The following is a 16,511-nucleotide window of genomic DNA, read 5'->3' on the forward strand; positions in this document are numbered from 1 at the left end:
CACCGTTCGCGTTAGCAGGACGGAGTCCTTAAATAGAGGGAATAGGTTATGGCAAATCTCAAGCGTATCCGCGATCGCATCAAAGCGGTCAAAAACACCCGCAAAATCACCGAGGCCATGCGGCTGGTGGCAGCAGCCCGAGTGCGGCGCGCCCAAGAGCAAGTGATGGCCACCCGTCCCTTTGCCGACCGACTGGCCCAGGTTTTCTATCGGCTGCAAACTCGGCTGCGGCTGGAAGATGTCAACTTGCCTCTGCTGAAGCAGCGCCCCATCCAGACGGTGGGGCTGTTGGTGGTGGCCGGGGATCGGGGCTTGTGCGGAGCCTACAACGCCAACGTGATTAAGCGCACCGAGGAGCGGGTTCGCGAGCTGCAGGAGACAGGGCAGCAGGTGCAGCTTTACCTGGTGGGCCGCAAGGCGGTGCAGTATTTCCAGCGGCGCTCCGCTCCCATCGCCAAGACCTACGTGAATTTGTCGCAGATCCCCACGGCGGCTGAGGCTGCTCAGATTGGGGATCAGCTCCTCTCGGCCTTCTTGTCGGAGAAGGTGGACAAGGTAGAGCTGCTCTATACCCGCTTTGTCTCTTTGATCAGCTCCCGTCCGGTGGTGCAATCCCTGTTGCCCCTCGATCCGTCGCGGTTGGCCACTCAAGACGATGAAATTTTTCGTCTTTTGGTGCGGGGCGGAGAGTTTACTGTCGAGCGCAGCAAAGTCATCGCAGCGGTCTCGGCCCCACCTCAGGACATGATCTTTGAGCAGGATCCCGTGCAGATTTTGGATGCACTGCTGCCGCTGTACCTGAACAACCAGTTGCTACGGGCCTTGCAGGAGGCGGCGGCCAGCGAATTGGCAGCTCGCATGACGGCCATGAACAACGCCAGCGACAATGCCAGCGAGCTCATTCGCACGCTGGGTCTTGCCTACAACAAAGCTCGCCAGGCGGCTATTACCCAGGAGATCCTGGAGGTGGTGGCCGGAGCGGAGGCCTTGTAGGGTTCTCAAAGGAGATCCCCTGAGGAGCCGAGGTTGCGTTGCCGCGCCATCTGGGAGTTGAGCAGAACCACCGGCAAGATCCCCACCAAGACAATGGCCAAGGCCGGTGCCCCTGCTTCCGCCAGACGCTCATCGGCTGCCAAACGGTAGGTCTGCACCGCCAAGGTGTCGAAGTTGAAGGGCCGCAGCACCATCGTGGCCGGCAGCTCCTTCATCACATCCACAAATACCAGCAGCATAGCCCCCAAGAGGCCACCCCTCATCAAGGGCAAATGCACCTGCCACAGGGTGCCCAGGGATCCCTGTCCCAGGCTGCGGGCCGCTTCATCCAAACTGGGGGGAATGCGCAGCAGCGTGGCCTCAACGGTGGCCAAAGCCACGGCCAAAAACCGCACCAGGTAGCCGAACACCAAAGCCGTGAGGGTGCCACTGATCACCAGGCCGGGTGGCTGTTGCAGCACCACCTGCCGCAGGTAGCTCAGCAGTTGATCCAACCACCCTAGGGGAATCAGAACCCCCACTGCAATCACCACCCCAGGCAGCGCGTAGCCCAGAGAAGACAACTGCACCGCCAGCCGCAGGCCCCACGGGGATCCCGCCCGTCCTAGCCCCTGCATGCGCAGCCCGTAAAGCACCACCACCGACACGGAAACAGCAATGATAGCCGTGATGGTGGATAGCCAAAAGCTGTTCTGGGCGTAGCTCCAAAAGCGGCGACCCAACTCCCCCTGCCGCAGGGTCATGTGGAGCAGGATCAAGGCCGGCACGACGAAGCCCAGCCCAATCGGGATCCCACAGGCTAGCCAAGCCCCCACCGCCCGGATCCCTTGTAGGCGGTAACGGGTTGAGGTGGGTTTGAACCCTTGGCGATAGTAGCGCGCCCGCCGGCGGGAGACCTGCTCCATCGTTATCAGCAGCAACACCAGCAGCAACAGCAGCGCCGAAAGCTGAGCCGCCGCCACCGGATTGCCCAGGGCCGTCCAGGTGCGGTAGATGCCGGTTGTAAAGGTATCTACCCCGAAATAGCTGACGGTGCCGAAATCGTTGAGGGTTTCCATCAAGGCCAGCAGACAGCCGGCCACGATCCCCGGTCGGGCCAGCGGCAAAGCCACCTTGAAAAAGCTGGCCCAAGGCCCATAACCCAGGGAGCGACTCACCTCCAAACAGGCTACCGACTGTTCCTGAAAGGCCAACCGGGCCGAGAGATAAACATAGGGATAGAGGGTGAGGATCAGCAGCAGGATCGCCCCCCACAACGAGCGAATGTTAGGGAACCAGTAGTCGCCGATCCCCCAACCTGTTACCCGCCGCAGCCAGATCTGGAAACCGCCGGTTACCTGCAAAAAATCGGTGTAGGCGTAGGCCAACACATAGGTGGGGGCCGCCAGGGGCAGCACCAACATCCACTCCAGCCAGGCCCGCCCCCAAAACTGACACATGGTCACCAGCCAGGCAGTGCCACTGCCCACCAGGATGACCCCCGCCGCCACCCCAGCCATCATCACCAGGCTATTGCGCACATAAAGCCCCAAGACCGTATCGGCCAGGTGCTCCCAAACCTGCCGCTCGTCCGCAAAAAGGCTGAGCAACACCGTAAGGACAGGAACGAGAATGAGACCGCTGAGGGTCAGAGTCAGAAGCGCCCAGCCGTTCAGAGGAAAGAAGCCACTTCCCGGCAGAGATTTGCTCAACAACTTCAACCTCATCTCTTTGTCCATCTCAACAGGCGGGAGCTACCTCTTGAGCAACTCCTGGGGAAGAAAAGGGGATCCTCCAGGGATCCCCAACCAAGTTTTCTCTCAAAACAAGCTCTTGGGCAGCTTAACGAAATAAACGATGTTCTCGTCTTGCTTGTTACCAAGGTAAGGCATAGTTTTTTCTTGAGCCGCGCCCTTTTCCGAGACGATGCCAAAGTCGTCGTCGTTAACTATCGCTAGGGTAGTTGAGTTGAGAATGGCCAACCCCTCGGGCTTGTCGTGGGGATAATTGGGGATCGACATAATGTCAAATACTTCTTCTTTGGAAACGGGCTTGATCCCCGCTGCAATGATTTCCTCTTGGGTTAACTGCTCCAGAGTCTTGCCGTTAACCAGCAGGCCATTTGGACCAGGATCAAAGACATCCGTGGCAGCGGCAGTATCGATTTTGTAGATCTTCTTCGTAACCTCTTTGTCCTCTCCCGGTGTTTTGCCATCCCGTTCGAGAACCAGGAAGGTTGTGTCGGTAATGGCGACAATTTCGCTAACAGCGGTGCCAGTTCCCTCTAAAGGATAGAGGTATTCTTTGAACTTGCCCGTGGCCAGTTCATAGAAGAGTATCCTGCAAACAGTTGCGGTCTTTTGAACATCTTTGTTGGGGTTCAAAAGCGGAGACTGCATGATGCCGACCAAGTATTTCTGATCGGGCGTCAGAGTTAGCCCCTCCATGCCGCGATTGGGGCGCCGATTTTTGTAAACTTCTGGAAGCTTTTTGCCGCCAACTCCACTTCCAAAAGGATTTAGCCACTCGATGGCCTTGCCATTGGAATCAAAATGGATCAAGTGAGGTCCGTATTCGTCGGCAACCCAAAAGCTTCCATCTTTGGCCACCGCGATCCCCTCTGGATCGATACCTTTGGGATCCGGCGCAAGCTGCTTGCCGCTGAGATCGTAGGCATTCTCTCCCGTTCCCCCCGAGCCAGATGGATTGGGGATCCCGGTGAGATTTTTGCCTGTCTCGTCTTGCAGCAGGATGACCCTGTCCAACTTGAAGCCCTTGCCGTCCAAAGACAATCTGGCAACTTGAGGGGTAAAGTCTGGCTTAGGGAAAATCTTGTCGTTTGACTCAGCTCCATCAATATTGGGACCGCGATCGGTGAGCACATAAAAATATTGGCCATCAAAGGCAAGGCCAGAGCCAAACCCACCATTGTAGATTTTGACGCCGTTTTCTGTGGTCAAAAGCAGATCCCGCTTTGGAACAGGAGCCTTTTCGGGAAGGTTTTCAATTGCCTTTGCCGGGCTATTGGTGTAGAAAGAAGTTAAAGAAAGCAGGAGCAAGAACAAGCTTGCTGTTCGCAGTTGTTTCATTTGGCAAACCTCCAGAAGCTTTTGAAAAAGAAAGACAGGACGCCTGAGCGGCCTCGAACGGAAGCAACGCCGTCCTAGAGTATCGACGCTTGGCCAAGAACCGTCAAGCTGCTTAACGTTCACGGCGTCAAGCAATGAAAGGCTGCACTCAGGGCCTGTCCTGGAGGCCTGATCTACTTCCAACCGGCCCGATCCATTACCTTTAGGGCATCAGGGGTGACGCGGCCAATGCTGGCGGCGTTGATCGTATCTTCCTTAAAGGTGCCAAAGCTGGCCACCACCGAGTCGATCTCAGCCCCGGGCAGTACCGGGTACTCATTGTTGCTCTGGGCAAAAATGGCCTGCGCCTCTGGCCCGGAGAGAAACTCCAAAAATTGGATGGCCGCGTCTTTGTTGGGAGCTGTTTTCAGAATGCCGGCCCCGCTGATGTTGACGTGGGTGCCGCGATCCTGCTGGTTGGGGAAGAAGACGCCGATTTTCTCGGCTACGGCGCGCTCTTCTGGATTGTCGGATTTGATCAAACGCGGCAAATAGTAGGTGTTGGCCAAAGCCACGTCTCCCACCCCGGCGGCCACGGCCTTGATCTGATCCGTGTCTCCCCCTTCCGGCGGACGGGCAAAGTTGGCCACCAAGCCCCGGGCCCATTGCTCCGTTTCCGGGATCCCGTGGGCCAAGATGATCGAAGCCGTCAAGGATTGGCTGTAAACGTTGCTGGAGGAGCGGGTGAGCACCTTGCCCCGCCACTTGGGGTTGGCCAGATCTTCGTAGGTAGACAGCTCGTTGGGATCCACCTTGTCTTTGTTGTACATGATCACCCGCGCCCGCTTGGTGAGGCCAAACCAGTACCCCTCTGGATCCCGCAGAGACTCGGGAATATTTTTGGAGAGCGTCTCCGACTGGATGGGCTGAAACAGGCCCTCGTTCTGAGCCCGCCACAGCCGGGCAATATCCACCGTCATGAAGATGTCGGCGGGGCTGTTGGATCCCTCGCTGCGGATGCGCTGGACGATCTCATCGGCGTTGCCCTGCACCCAATTCACGGTAATGCCCGTTTTCTGCTTGAAAAGTTCGTACAATTTCTCGTCTGTGCCGTAGTGCCGCGAGGTGTAGAGGTTCACTTCCCGATTGGCGCCATGGGCCGGACGCAGAAGAGACCCTGCTGCCAGAGCCGCAGAACCTAGCGTGGCTCCACTGACAAATTGCCGTCGCGATAAGCGCATACCCAACTCCTAAGTTCAAAAACATCTCAAGAGACACAGCTCCACCGGCCAGGCTCTCTCTGAGAAAGCACCGGAAAGCCAAGCCCAAAGGACAAAGACAGTCCCCGCAAGCCTCACTCTGTTGGCTCTTATCTTGGGCCAACCTTATTGAGACTTTTATTCAAGAACTTTGCCTTGAGGAAATGATAGGAGATCTCAAGTACCAGGTCAAGCTCTTGGGAGTTGTTCTCACTTCTCACCCTTTGGGATGAAACTGGGTGGCTTCCCCTTGTCCTCGACAGCGCCTGAGATGGCCAGCAACGCAGCCGGTCTTGTTGAGCAACGGGTCTCTACCCAGGGCTTTGCGGTCAGCGGTATTGACAGCACTCGCGAAAGCTGAAGAGGCTTCGGGTATAAAGGGAGCAGGGTAGATGACAGAGCTATGGTGAGCTCCCTTTCGAGATCGTCTCATGCACAGGTGCAAGAGAATAGCAGGGATCCGGGCGTCTCTATCCTTGTCTGCGGCTACAACGACTTAGTGGAGCTCACTCTCCAGGCCCTAGAGGCTTTTGGACAGCGGGCTGTGGTGGTGGCTCCCGGCCCACGGCCCTATCCGAAAGAGGACTGGGAATACCTGCAGGGGGATCCGCGACAGCCGGAGGTGTTACGGCAAGCTGGGATCGAGCGGGTCAAGGTGGCGCTGCTGCTGGAGGACGATGACCAAGCCAACTTTGAGCTGGCTTTGCTGATTCGAGATCTCAATCCACAGGTGCGTGTCGTCTCCCGTCTGTTCAACCACAGCCTTGCCCGCTATCTCGACTCGGCTTTGCCGCAGCATTTTTCCCTATCGGTGGCGGCTTTGGCTGCCCCGGCTTTTGCCCTTAAGGCTGTTTCCGACGAATTTGTTGGCTACTTTGAGCTGCCCCAGCTGGAAGCCCAGCCGGCCACGCTTCCGCCAGAGCTGGCAGATCCGGCTTACTTTGTCTCAGACCGAGAGACCACCCTCTGGAACGTGGTAGAGCTGACCATCGGATACAACTCCCGCCTGCTGCATATGCCCCTCTCGGAGCTGGAGGAAACTTTTGGGGCGCGGGTGCTGTTTCATTACCCGGTGGATGGGCTTTCTAACTTTTCCAAACAGCGAGTTTTCGACGACTTTGACCACGAGGCAGAGCTGCTGGAGGGGGATCGCGTTTTGGTCATTTGCGATCCCAGAGCCTACCTGCAACTGTTGGAACGCAACGGGCGACGGGGCTCCTCACGGGCACAGCGCTGGGCCAGCGGCCAGATGCAGGACAAGCGACAACAACGGCAAGGCAGGTCGTTGGGGCGGGGATCCCTTGGGTCTTGGCTGCGCAGAGGAGTGCAGGGACTCCTACAGGTCAAGCCCATCGTGCGCACCCTCACCTTCACCTTGGGGGCCATGCTGGTGCTGGGGGTGATCAACTTCAGGATGATCGGCAAACCCCTCATCGATGGGCTTTTGCTGACGATCGTGGTGCTGACAGGGGGCTACGGGGATATTGAGGCTTTTCAACAGCCGGAAACACCGCTGGGGGTGAAGGTGCTGGCGGTGATGATGACCTTGGTGGGGGCTGCCCTGGTGGGGTTGATTTACGGCTTGGTGACCGACAAATTGGTGAGCAGTCGCTTTGGCTTGGGCCAGGCTGCCCGTATGCCCAAAGAGGATCATGTGGTGATCGCAGGGTTGGGGCGGCTGAGCTATTTGGTGCTGCAGTTGTTGCGGCAGATGGGCTACGAGGTGGTGGTGGTGGATCCCAATAGCGAGAACCCTCTCTTGGAGGCAGCGGAACGGGAGGGAGCGGTGGTGGTTCGTGGGGATTATGCCCTGGCAAGCACGCTGCAGCAGGCTCGCATTCAAGGCAGCCGCTGCCTGATCTGCACCACCCCTGACGATCTCACCAACCTGGAGACGGCCCTGACGGCCCACAGCCTGCAACCGGGGATCCGCACCATTTTGCGGGTTACCGATCCCGAATTGGCGGCTCGCATGCAGCGCCACATGCAGACGCTGGGGATCAGCTACAGCGCTACCGGGTTGGGGGCACGGGCTTTTGCCACAGCAGCACTGGTGGGATCCGTCTACGGCACCCTGGCTTGGCAGGGGGAAACTCTGCTGGTGACGCTGCTGGAGGTCTCTGCCGATTGCCACTACCTGGGGCTATCCTTGCGCCAACTGGCCCAGGACTATGACCTGGTGATCTTGCTGCATCGCTCCCGACCGGGGAAACCCTGTGTTTTTCCCAAGATCTGGCAAAAAGAGGGCAAGACCCTGTTGAAAGAAGGCGATCAACTCTATGTGATGGGAACGGTGGAATCCCTGATTCGCTTAACCCAAGGACGGCCTCTTCCCCCAGAGCTGTATCAGGTGCGCCTCCTAGAGTATCGCAACCCCTATTTTGAAGAGGAGATCCTCTCGGCTTTATCGTTCTACGCACGCCTGCCCAAAACGGCCCTGAAACCCCTATTGGGCTGTCTGCCGGCGGTGGTGAGCCCACCCCTTCCCCGCGACAAGGCAATCAAGTTAGCCCGCCAACTGCGCAAGATGAGCACTGAAGTGCAGGTGTTTGCCCAGGCGCAGCCTGCCCATTGGATCCCTGCAGCCATGAACGAAAACAGCGAGAGTAATCTGAATTGATTTGGACACTGTTCTGTTTATTGGTCTATTCTGCACTCCGTAGTCCAAAACATCTCGTTATGGGCAGTTGGACATTCAGGAGATAGGCTTTTCGGCTGCAAGTCGCACAAAGCGATTTTGGTTGTAGAGCTGCTGAGCCACCACTGCGAAACCCACCTTCTCCAGCAACCACACCAGGTCTTCGGCGCTGAAGCGATTGTGCTCGTAGAAGTGGGTAAACTGATCCAGCAGTGTTTCCAAAGGGGTATCGGGCTGGAAGAGTTGGGCCTCTGTATCGGCATCGAAGTAGAGGCTGAGCGGGGCGCGCACCCAATCCACCAGCAAAAATCGCCCCCCCGGCTTGAGTAGACGCAACACCTCCTGCAACAAGCGCAAGGGCTGCACCATCTCGTGCAACACCACCACTGCCTGAGCTGCATCGATGCTGTTGGCCGCAAGCGGCAAGTGAGGGTCGTGCAGGTCGGCCTGCAGCAGCTGGATTCCAGGGATCCCTTTCAAATCTGCCGCCGCTCGCTCCAACATGTAGGGCATCACATCCACCCCGATGAAGTGTCCCCCGGGATAGCGTTGCGCCCACTGACCCAGAGCAAACCCCGGCCCGGTTCCCAGATCCAACAAGCGCGGTGCAGGAGGCAGACAGGGCTCGATGTGCATCTGCCAGAACTGCCAAAACGCCTCGTTAAAGCGCCCAGGAGCTGTTGCCAGCATGCGCTCGCAGAAGCTGGGGCCACGGTGGTGCTGGTAGAGAAGCTGAAAGGTATCGAGGCCGGTCTGGGGCATGGCTGAAGATTGTTGAGAAAATTGCTAGAGGGATCACCAGAATTCGCTGATGGGCTGAAAAGAGCATCGGGGGATCCCCAAAAGTAAGGCCTAATGTCGGCCTAACGAGCCGTGGGAGCGCTGGAAAAGTTGGCAATGCCGGTCTCCAGGTCGCTAAAGCAGGTCAATACCTTTTCCATAGAGGTGAGGTTGAGGACGAGGGCCACATTTTCCGGCACGCAACAGAGGCTGAGGTTGCCCCCAGCAGCACGGCACTTGCGCAAAGCAGAGATCAACACCCCCAGCCCAGAGCTGTCCATAAAAGTGACCGACGACATATCGATCAACATATTGGTGTAACCGAAATCTATAACTTGCTGGAGCAACTGCCGAGCTTCTGAAGCAGCCTTGGCATCAAAACGACCCTCCAGCGGCACAATCGCCAGTTTTTGCCCTTGTGGAGTCTCAGCAGTACGGATGCGCAGCTTGAAATCCATCGTTTCCAGTGAAGACCTCATGCCCCACCTTAACACCATCCGCTACCGCCCACCAGGAAATCTTGTGAAGATCCCCAGGGACAGCGCAGCTCCCTCCAAAAACATCTGCCCTCTCGTCCCCAGCTCCTCTCCCAACAAGCCAGAGGGAAGCCGTGTAAACCCATGAAGTAAGAGCCGCCCCAGAGCTTAGCAGGAACTCCATCCCCCGCAGGGAAGGGATCCGGCCTCGGCCACAAATTCCGCATCTTAGGCGGATCTACCTACAGCATAGGTTGCAGGGTTAAAGCCTCCGAGTCTATGGAGGGAAGGGACACATGCAAACGGGGGCGGTGCATGGAGAGCAACTGGGCCAGGCGCTTGCGCAACTCGGTGCGGGGCACAATCGCGTCGATGAGCCCTTGGGCCAGCAAATATTCGGCGGTTTGGAAGCCTTCGGGAAGCTTGCCCTTGCCAATGGTTTGCTCGATTACATTCGGCCCGGCAAACCCCACCTGCGCGCCCGGCTCGGCCAGGATCAAATCTCCCAGCATGGCAAAGCTGGCAGTTACCCCGCCATAGGTGGGATGGGTGAGCACGGAGATGAACAATTGTCTGGCGTCGCGGTGCCTTTGTAGGGCGGCTGAGGTCTTGGCCATCTGCATCAGGCTGAGGATCCCTTCCTGCATGCGGGCCCCCCCCGAAGCCGAAAAGAGAATCAAGGGCAGGTGATCGCAGGTGGCCCGTTCCGTGAGGCGGGCGATCTTCTCGCCTACCACCGAGCCCATGCTGCCGCCCATGAAGCGAAAGTCCATCACTCCAATCGCCACCGGGATCCCTTCCAGACTCCCCAGCCCTGTGGCGATGGCATCCTTGAGCTGAGTGCGCTCCTGATAAGAGGCCAGGCGCTCGGAGTAGGGCTTTTGGTCGAAAAAGTGCAGGGGATCCGTGGGAGCCAGGTGTTCGTCCAGGGGCTGCCAGGATCCGGGATCCAAAAGCTGTTCCAGACGCTCTGGGGCTGTAATGCGGTGGTGATGCCCACAGCTGGGGCAAACTTGCCAGTTTTGCTGCAGATCCTTGGTGTAGGTCAGGGTGTCACAGGCAGGACACTTTTGCCAGAGGCCATCGGCAATTTCTCTCACCTGACGCTCTTTGTCGAAGGGGCTGCTACCTGTCAGGTTTAGAGAGGTTTGTCTGCGCCGTTCCGCAAACCAATCCAGTAAAGACATAGCCGTTGAAACACCTTTTATGGCCAGGGATGTTGAGAGCCCTGCCGGTGAGCTGCGAAACACATCTCAACGTTCTCAAGCTATCAAAGAATCGCCCGACTGAAAATAGAGACAACAGCAAGCGATGGAGACTCGGTGGCAGGTGCTGACCACAGGGGATGGATCCCTGACCTTTTTCTCGGAAGAGTTTGGACAGGCTTTTCACAACGTCAGTGGTGCCGCCCAGGAGGCTTTGGAGAAGTTTGTCCGCCCTTGTCGGCTGGATCGGCTGCCGTTGGAACGGGATCCCGCCCAGCCCATTCGCCTTTTGGATATTTGCTTTGGCCTGGGCTACAACTCCGGCCTTGCCCTAGAAACCATTTGGCAAATCCGGCCCGATTGTCTTGTGGAGGTAATCGGCCTGGAGCGATCCCCGGAAGTACCCCGGCAAGCTTGGCAGGCGGGGGTGGGATCCGACTGGAGCTTTGGGCAAGAATGGCAACACTGGATTGAACAGGGATCCTGGCAATCGCAGCGCTGGCGCGGAACCTTGCTGTGGGGCGATGCCCGCCAAACTCTAATGCAGGTGCCGTTGGGATGGGCAGATGCGGTGTTTTTGGATCCCTTCTCCCCTTCGGTTTGCCCAGAGCTGTGGACGGTGGATTTCCTGCGGGCCGTGGCTGAACGGATGCGACCAACCGGCATTTTGGCCACCTATTCCTGTGCAGCGGCGGTGCGAGCGGCTCTGTTGGAAGCAGGGCTTTTCATCGGCTCTACCCCCCCGGTAGGTCGTCCTTGGCCGGGGACAGTGGCCTCGCCCCAACCTGACCACCTGCCGCCTCTTTCCCCCATGGAGTGGGAGCACCTGAAAACTCGCGCTGCCGTGCCCTACCGGGATCCCACCTTGAAAGGAGATAGAGCGCAAATCCGTCTGCAACGCCAACGGGAACAGCAGGGATCCCCTTTGGAGCCCACTTCTGCTTGGAAACGCCGCTGGCCTGTGCAAGCCTAGAGAGTGGCGTTGCCGGAGTTCAGATCTGGACAACTTTTCCCAGGATTGCTGCCCGAGTGTATCCAAGACACCTGCGCTATTCCCGTACCCTTACGCAGGCCATCATTTCTTGACAAAGTTAAGCTGAGATGAAACTTCTCTGCTGTCAACTGCCATGTCTTCTGAGGAGTCCCTCCCGCTGACGCGAGCAACCTCTGCCGGTACGCTGATCGCCCTCTGTGCTGAACAGCACCGCGTCATCCTGCAGTTTTTGACTCGCCTGTCTCGAGCGCCGGAGTTGGATCTGGAGCAGCGACGCCTCTGTGTACAAAGGTTGCGACAGCGCCTCTCCCGCCACATTCAACTGGAGCGCCATGTTCTCTACCCCCTGCTCAGGTCGGCTCTCCAGGGGGATCCCCACCTTAGCGACCAAATTGAGCGGCTGGAGCAACATCTGCGGGATCAGATTCCAGAGCTGACGCGCTTTTTGCACCAATCAGAGCGCACCCCGCAGCAGGTGGATCCTTCTGCTGCCCTTCACTTCTATCGGCAATTGCGGGCTCAGTTTGATCAGGAGGAGAAAATCTTGCATCCCCTCTTTGCCCAGCATGTTTCTCCCGAAGCAGAGCAGCAGCAGTTGCGTCTGTTCCGCAAACGCCTGCAAGCCAGCGCTGCTTCCAATCGCTCTGCACATAGCCGTCGCGTTGCTTTGAATGAGCTGGAACGGCAGGCGATAACCCGCCCTGTCTTGCCCAACGAGCGTCTCTGGTCGCTGCAGGGCAACACTGTGCAAATGTCCGCTCCCTAGTCGACGACGGTCTTGTTGTTGGAGGCTAGTGGTGGTATTTTTGCTGCAATCGGCTCCCTGACCCCAAAACCATGCAGCCCTGGGATCCCGAAACCTACGTCGATCAAATGGCCCAACTGCTGCAACTGCCCCTGCATCCTGAACACCGAGCAGGGGTGATCGAAAATTTTGCCCGCTTTCTGCCCATTGCTCAACAGGTGCTGGAGTTCCCGTTGCCGCCGATAGTTGAGCCAGATCCCACCTTTGACCCTCAGCCATGACCGGGGATCCCCACCTTCTCGGCAGCGCTGACGCGTTCTCTATTGCCAGGGCTGTCCGCCAGGGATCCGTGAGCGCCCAAGCGGTGGTGGCCGCCTGTCTGGAGCGGATTCGCCGGCGGGATCCCCAGCTCAATGCCTTTACAGCTGTCTTGGAGGAATCGGCCTTACAAGCGGCGGAGCAGGTGGATCGACAGGTGGCTCAAGGGATCCCTGTAGGCCCGTTGGCAGGGGTGCCTTTTGCCGTCAAGAACTTGTTTGACGTGGCCGGCCTCACCACCCTGGCTGGCTCGGCGATCAACCGCGAGAATCCCCCGGCCATTCAAGATGCAACGGTGGTGGCTCGTCTCAAGCAGGCAGGGGCAATCTTGGTGGGCACCCTCAACATGGACGAGTACGCCTACGGCTTCGTCACCGAAAACAGCCACTACGGCCCCACCCACAACCCCCACGATCTCAGCCGCAGTGCGGGGGGATCCTCCGGCGGCTCGGCAGCAGCGGTGGCAGGAGGTTTGGTGCCCCTTGCCCTGGGCAGCGACACCAACGGCTCGATTCGGGTACCGGCCTCTTTGTGTGGCGTCTACGGCCTCAAGCCCACCTATGGCCGTCTGTCGCGGGCAGGGGTGGCTCTGTTTGCCGCCAGCTTCGACCACGTGGGCCCCTTGGCCCGTTCGGTGGCCGATATTGCCCTCAGCTTCGATGTTATGCAAGGGCCGGATCCCCAAGATCCCGTCTGTACCCGGCGTCCTGTAGATCCCACCTTTGGGCAATTGGGGCAGGGGATCGAGGGCTTGCGCATCGCGGTGGCGGATGATTACTTTGCCCGAGGGGCAGAGCCCCCCATCTTGGCCGGGGTAGAAAAGGTGGCCCAAGCCTTGGGGGTCGGCCAGACTGTGCGGATCCCGGAAGCCCAGCGCGCCCGTGCCGCCGCCTTCCTGATCACGGCTGCTGAGGGAGCCAACCTGCACTTGCCCAACCTGCGAACTCGCCCCCACGACTTTGACCCGGCCACCCGGGATCGCTTTTTGGCCGGAGCCCTGTTGCCTGCCAGTTGGATCTTGCAGGCGCAGCGCTTTCGCCGCTGGTATCGCCAGCAGGTGCAGACCATTTTTCAGGAGATCGATCTGTTCATCGCCCCCACCACCCCCTGCTTTGCCCCCTTGCTCGGCCAAGAGAAGATGGTGATCGATGGGGTAGAGGTTCTCACTCGGCCCAACCTCGGCCTCTACACTCAGCCCCTCTCGTTTATCGGCCTGCCGGTGCTTTCAGTGCCGTTGCGCGAGAGCGGATCCCTGCCCTTTGGCGTACAACTGGTGGCCGCCCCCTATCAAGAAGCCAAACTGCTGCGGGCAGCCGCCTATTTGGAGAAGCTAGGGATCCCCAATGCCCAGCCGGTCTGAGCCATGAAGAGCCCTGCTTTTGCAGCGTATCTAGCGTTAGGACTCGCGGGCATCCTCTTGTAGACACTAAATGTGTAGATAAACATTTTGCGGTCAAGAGAATGATTGCCTTGGGGGAGAAGCTCTAGTCTCCGTATGGCCCGTGGGCAATGTCTGAAGCTGGATTTGGGCAGACTCTTTGGCCTTGGCTCGCAAGAGAGATCGAGGCACTGGATATTAAAGTAAAATTAAGCCCCCAGTTGTTGTATCAAATGCCTCCTTCTCCAGGCTTGGCCAATAGAATGAACAGCATAAAATAGACACGGCACCCCCACCTGGACTCTATAACCCTATGGATCATCCTGATTCTGTGGCTCGGCGCTACATGAAACTGTGCGAGGCCTATCTCTCTCTCAACGAAGCCTTCGACAAATTGGATCAGTCCCACAGCCACCTACAGCGCCACTTCAAACGACTCCTTGGCTATTTCAGTGCTGCCCAACAAGCTCTGGTTCAACTGCCGCTCTTGCAACAGCGGATTGAGCAGAGCGACCGCTGGATGAACTCCTTGCGAGAAGAACTGCAAGCCAAAGAAGCCCGGCTTGGCGAGCTAATCGCCAACTACGATCAAGTCTGTGGCGAGCTGGACTCCACCAAAGCAGAACTGTTGAGCGCTCAAGCGCTGATTGAGAAACTTGAAGCGGAAAATGCTCAGGTTTTGGAACGCTTGAGTCGGCTTACCAACGTGGAAGAGGAAATGGCAAACTTGGCGGAACAGCTAGCCCAAGCGAACGAAGCTCGTCAGCAGATGGAAGTTCGAAATCGCGAGCTAGAGCGAGCTTTGGGAGACCGGGATCAGCACATTTACAGCCTGCAGGAGCGATTGGCCCAATTGGAGCAAGAGATGGCCTTCTTGAAAGCTCAGCGGGATGAGGCCCAGCAAGCTGCACAACTGGCTGTATCTCGCGCTGAGCAGGCGGAAGCTAGGCTGAAGGTGCAAACCGAACAAGTTCAGACTTTGCAAAATAAGCTCCATCAAGCCGAGGAGCAGCTGGCCATGGTAACCCTGAACGAGCTGGAGCTCCTGCTCAGCCATAACTCGATGAACCTCTTGCGAGAAGCGGGGCAGGCTGCAGAAGTAGATGCCCAGGTGCTGGCAACCGTACCGACCTCTCTGGCCGAGGCGGAACACATTCTGCTGGAGATCGACCAGTTCATTCAGTTCATTTTGGCCTGCTCGGAGCCCATGAAGTCGCAGGCTGCGTGACATACTCCCGACGCTGTAGCTAGCTTCCCGCAGGGTTGCTACGCACACAGCGCGGGCTTCTCAGTGACCCCTGCTATCGCTTCAGACATTTCCTGAGCTTAAGGACTACGTCCCGCTGACGCGAAAAGGACGGGATGCCCCACCGCCCTGTAGAGTAGTGCGTAGTGACTAGTCACTAGTCACTAGCCTTTTTATTGCTTCATGGAGTGGGGTGACGGCTTCGGTTTTGCGTGGGTATGTTGACCCTGCGCATACAGCGCGGGGCTTCTCGGCGGTTTAGCTAAAATAGGCTAGAGAGCAGCTGCAAGACTCCGCAGGGTTGCAAAGCAACACCCCAATGGGGAGATGCCCATCTTCTCATCACCAGAACAAACTCTACCCTGCATCCTTTGAGCGGGCCAACCCAACTGAAGCTGACAACTTGAGCGCATGAAAGCCGTAGTCATGAGTGTGCCCGGCGGGCCAGAGGTTCTGCAGCTCCGAGAAGTACCTGAGCCCCAAATTCGCGGCGAGCGGGAGCTGCGCATCCGTCTGAGGGCAGCCGGCGTCAACCCCATCGACACCAAACTGCGGCAACGGGGCACCTTCTATCCAGAGGAGATGCCCGCCATTTTGGGGTGTGACGGTGCCGGCGTTGTGGAAGCCGTGGGATCCGGAGTTAGGCACTTTACAGTGGGAGACGAGGTGTACTTCTGCCACGGGGGTCTGGGCAGGCAGGCGGGGAATTACGCCGAGCTGATCGTGGTGGACGAGCGTTTTGTGGCTCCCAAGCCCAGAACTCTGAGCTTTGCGGAGGCTGCTGCTGCCCCGCTGGTGCTGATCACCGCCTGGGAAGCGCTTTACGACCGGGGGCGTCTCCAGGCCGGCCAAAGTGTGCTCATCCACGGGGGAGCGGGTGGAGTTGGCCATGTGGCCATTCAACTGGCCCGTCTACGGGGATCCAAAGTGGCCACCACCGTGAGCACCCCGGAAAAGGCGGAGTTTGTCCGTTCCCTAGGCGCCGGCTTGCCCATCTTCTACCGGCAGACAGACTTTGTGCGCGCCGTTTTGGACTGGACAGGGGGAGAGGGGGTGGATCTTGCCCTAGATACCTTGGGCGGCAAGCTATTGGAGCAGACCTTCCCCGCAGTGCGCGTGTACGGAGATATCGTCACCCTGCTGGCCCCGGCCCCAGAGATCGACTGGCGGGTGGCTCGCGACCGCAACTTGCGGGTGGGATTTGAGCTGATGCTCACCCCGATGCTGAAAAGCCTGACCAACGCCCAACAAAATCAGGCGGAAATCCTCAGGCAATGTGCCCGCCTCATCGACCAAGGCCAACTGCGGATCCAGCTCAGCCACACCTTTCCTCTGGCCGAAGCGGCTGCCGCCCACCGGTTGCTGGAGCAGGGATCCGTTCTGGGCAAAATTGCCTTAACCATCCCCGAGTAGGCATGCTGGAGAAAGCCCG

Annotated in this window: 14 protein-coding genes; 8 read left to right on the forward strand and 6 right to left on the reverse strand. The window is 58.3% G+C overall.

Annotation, left to right across the window (positions count from 1 at the left end; all coding sequences use genetic code 11):
- Positions 1–48: 48 nt before the first annotated feature.
- On the forward strand, positions 49–993 hold the full coding sequence (locus tag NW839_RS00140) for a F0F1 ATP synthase subunit gamma (RefSeq protein ID WP_414330493.1): 945 nt from the start codon (positions 49–51) through the stop codon (positions 991–993).
- Between the two features lie 5 nt (positions 994–998).
- Here the strand turns inward: NW839_RS00140 and NW839_RS00145 are convergent, their stop codons facing one another.
- The 3 genes from NW839_RS00145 to NW839_RS00155 form a co-directional block, all read right to left on the reverse strand.
- Positions 999–2,699, reverse strand: coding sequence for an ABC transporter permease (locus tag NW839_RS00145; protein WP_414349843.1), 1,701 nt, complete (start codon positions 2,697–2,699; stop codon positions 999–1,001).
- 93 nt (positions 2,700–2,792) lie between these two features.
- A complete protein-coding gene (locus NW839_RS00150) occupies positions 2,793–4,061 on the reverse strand; it encodes an esterase-like activity of phytase family protein (protein WP_414349842.1) in 1,269 nt (422 codons plus the stop codon).
- Between the two features lie 173 nt (positions 4,062–4,234).
- Positions 4,235–5,287, reverse strand: coding sequence for a Fe(3+) ABC transporter substrate-binding protein (locus tag NW839_RS00155; protein ID WP_414349841.1), 1,053 nt, complete (start codon positions 5,285–5,287; stop codon positions 4,235–4,237).
- Positions 5,288–5,738: 451 nt separating this feature from the next.
- Here NW839_RS00155 and NW839_RS00160 point away from each other — a divergent pair, with 451 nt between their 5' ends.
- On the forward strand, positions 5,739–7,919 hold the full coding sequence (locus tag NW839_RS00160; RefSeq protein WP_414349840.1) for an NAD-binding protein: 2,181 nt from the start codon (positions 5,739–5,741) through the stop codon (positions 7,917–7,919).
- Between the two features lie 75 nt (positions 7,920–7,994).
- Here the strand turns inward: NW839_RS00160 and NW839_RS00165 are convergent, their stop codons facing one another.
- The 3 genes from NW839_RS00165 to accD all read right to left on the reverse strand — a co-directional run bounded on the left by NW839_RS00165 (position 7,995) and on the right by accD (position 10,380).
- Positions 7,995–8,699 (reverse strand): class I SAM-dependent methyltransferase, encoded by a 705-nt coding sequence (locus NW839_RS00165; protein WP_414349839.1) that lies wholly within the window; start codon positions 8,697–8,699, stop codon positions 7,995–7,997.
- A gap of 101 nt (positions 8,700–8,800) precedes the next feature.
- Entirely contained in the window at positions 8,801–9,196 is a 396-nt protein-coding gene (locus tag NW839_RS00170) for an STAS domain-containing protein (protein ID WP_414349838.1), read from the reverse strand.
- 239 nt (positions 9,197–9,435) lie between these two features.
- Positions 9,436–10,380 (reverse strand): acetyl-CoA carboxylase, carboxyltransferase subunit beta, encoded by a 945-nt coding sequence (gene accD, locus NW839_RS00175; protein WP_414349837.1) that lies wholly within the window; start codon positions 10,378–10,380, stop codon positions 9,436–9,438.
- A 124-nt stretch (positions 10,381–10,504) separates the two neighbouring features.
- Between accD and NW839_RS00180 the strand changes: the two genes are divergently transcribed.
- The 6 genes from NW839_RS00180 (at position 10,505) to NW839_RS00205 (ending at position 16,492) form a co-directional block, all read left to right on the forward strand.
- On the forward strand, positions 10,505–11,371 hold the full coding sequence (locus tag NW839_RS00180; protein ID WP_414349836.1) for a tRNA (5-methylaminomethyl-2-thiouridine)(34)-methyltransferase MnmD: 867 nt from the start codon (positions 10,505–10,507) through the stop codon (positions 11,369–11,371).
- 154 nt (positions 11,372–11,525) lie between these two features.
- Entirely contained in the window at positions 11,526–12,158 is a 633-nt protein-coding gene (locus NW839_RS00185; protein WP_011434208.1) for a hemerythrin domain-containing protein, read from the forward strand.
- A 71-nt stretch (positions 12,159–12,229) separates the two neighbouring features.
- Positions 12,230–12,418: a DUF4089 domain-containing protein gene (locus NW839_RS00190; protein ID WP_011430915.1), complete on the forward strand. Its 189-nt coding sequence runs from the start codon at positions 12,230–12,232 to the stop codon at positions 12,416–12,418.
- Positions 12,415–13,815 (forward strand): AtzE family amidohydrolase, encoded by a 1,401-nt coding sequence (locus NW839_RS00195; protein WP_414349835.1) that lies wholly within the window; start codon positions 12,415–12,417, stop codon positions 13,813–13,815. The genes NW839_RS00190 and NW839_RS00195 overlap by 4 nt, the downstream gene beginning before the upstream one ends.
- 331 nt (positions 13,816–14,146) lie before the next feature.
- The gene (locus tag NW839_RS00200; RefSeq protein ID WP_414349834.1) at positions 14,147–15,061 is read left to right on the forward strand and encodes a hypothetical protein; all 915 of its coding nucleotides are present in this window, start codon (positions 14,147–14,149) and stop codon (positions 15,059–15,061) included.
- Positions 15,062–15,490: 429 nt separating this feature from the next.
- Positions 15,491–16,492 (forward strand): zinc-dependent alcohol dehydrogenase family protein, encoded by a 1,002-nt coding sequence (locus tag NW839_RS00205; RefSeq protein WP_414349833.1) that lies wholly within the window; start codon positions 15,491–15,493, stop codon positions 16,490–16,492.
- Positions 16,493–16,511: the final 19 nt, after the last annotated feature.

Origin of the sequence: Synechococcus sp. R5-15, assembly GCF_047462035.1 — a bacterium.
Lineage (GTDB): Bacteria > Cyanobacteriota > Cyanobacteriia > Thermostichales > Thermostichaceae > Thermostichus.

Coding starts and splice junctions, on each gene's coding strand:
- NW839_RS00140 (WP_414330493.1), top strand. CDS start 49: ATGGCAAATCTCAAGCGTATCCGCGATCGCATCAAAGCGGTCAAAAAC.
- NW839_RS00145 (WP_414349843.1), bottom strand. CDS start 2,699: ATGAGGTTGAAGTTGTTGAGCAAATCTCTGCCGGGAAGTGGCTTCTTT.
- NW839_RS00150 (WP_414349842.1), bottom strand. CDS start 4,061: ATGAAACAACTGCGAACAGCAAGCTTGTTCTTGCTCCTGCTTTCTTTA.
- NW839_RS00165 (WP_414349839.1), bottom strand. CDS start 8,699: ATGCCCCAGACCGGCCTCGATACCTTTCAGCTTCTCTACCAGCACCAC.
- NW839_RS00170 (WP_414349838.1), bottom strand. CDS start 9,196: ATGAGGTCTTCACTGGAAACGATGGATTTCAAGCTGCGCATCCGTACT.
- accD (WP_414349837.1), bottom strand. CDS start 10,380: ATGTCTTTACTGGATTGGTTTGCGGAACGGCGCAGACAAACCTCTCTA.
- NW839_RS00180 (WP_414349836.1), top strand. CDS start 10,505: ATGGAGACTCGGTGGCAGGTGCTGACCACAGGGGATGGATCCCTGACC.
- NW839_RS00185 (WP_011434208.1), top strand. CDS start 11,526: ATGTCTTCTGAGGAGTCCCTCCCGCTGACGCGAGCAACCTCTGCCGGT.
- NW839_RS00190 (WP_011430915.1), top strand. CDS start 12,230: ATGCAGCCCTGGGATCCCGAAACCTACGTCGATCAAATGGCCCAACTG.
- NW839_RS00195 (WP_414349835.1), top strand. CDS start 12,415: ATGACCGGGGATCCCCACCTTCTCGGCAGCGCTGACGCGTTCTCTATT.
- NW839_RS00200 (WP_414349834.1), top strand. CDS start 14,147: ATGGATCATCCTGATTCTGTGGCTCGGCGCTACATGAAACTGTGCGAG.
- NW839_RS00205 (WP_414349833.1), top strand. CDS start 15,491: ATGAAAGCCGTAGTCATGAGTGTGCCCGGCGGGCCAGAGGTTCTGCAG.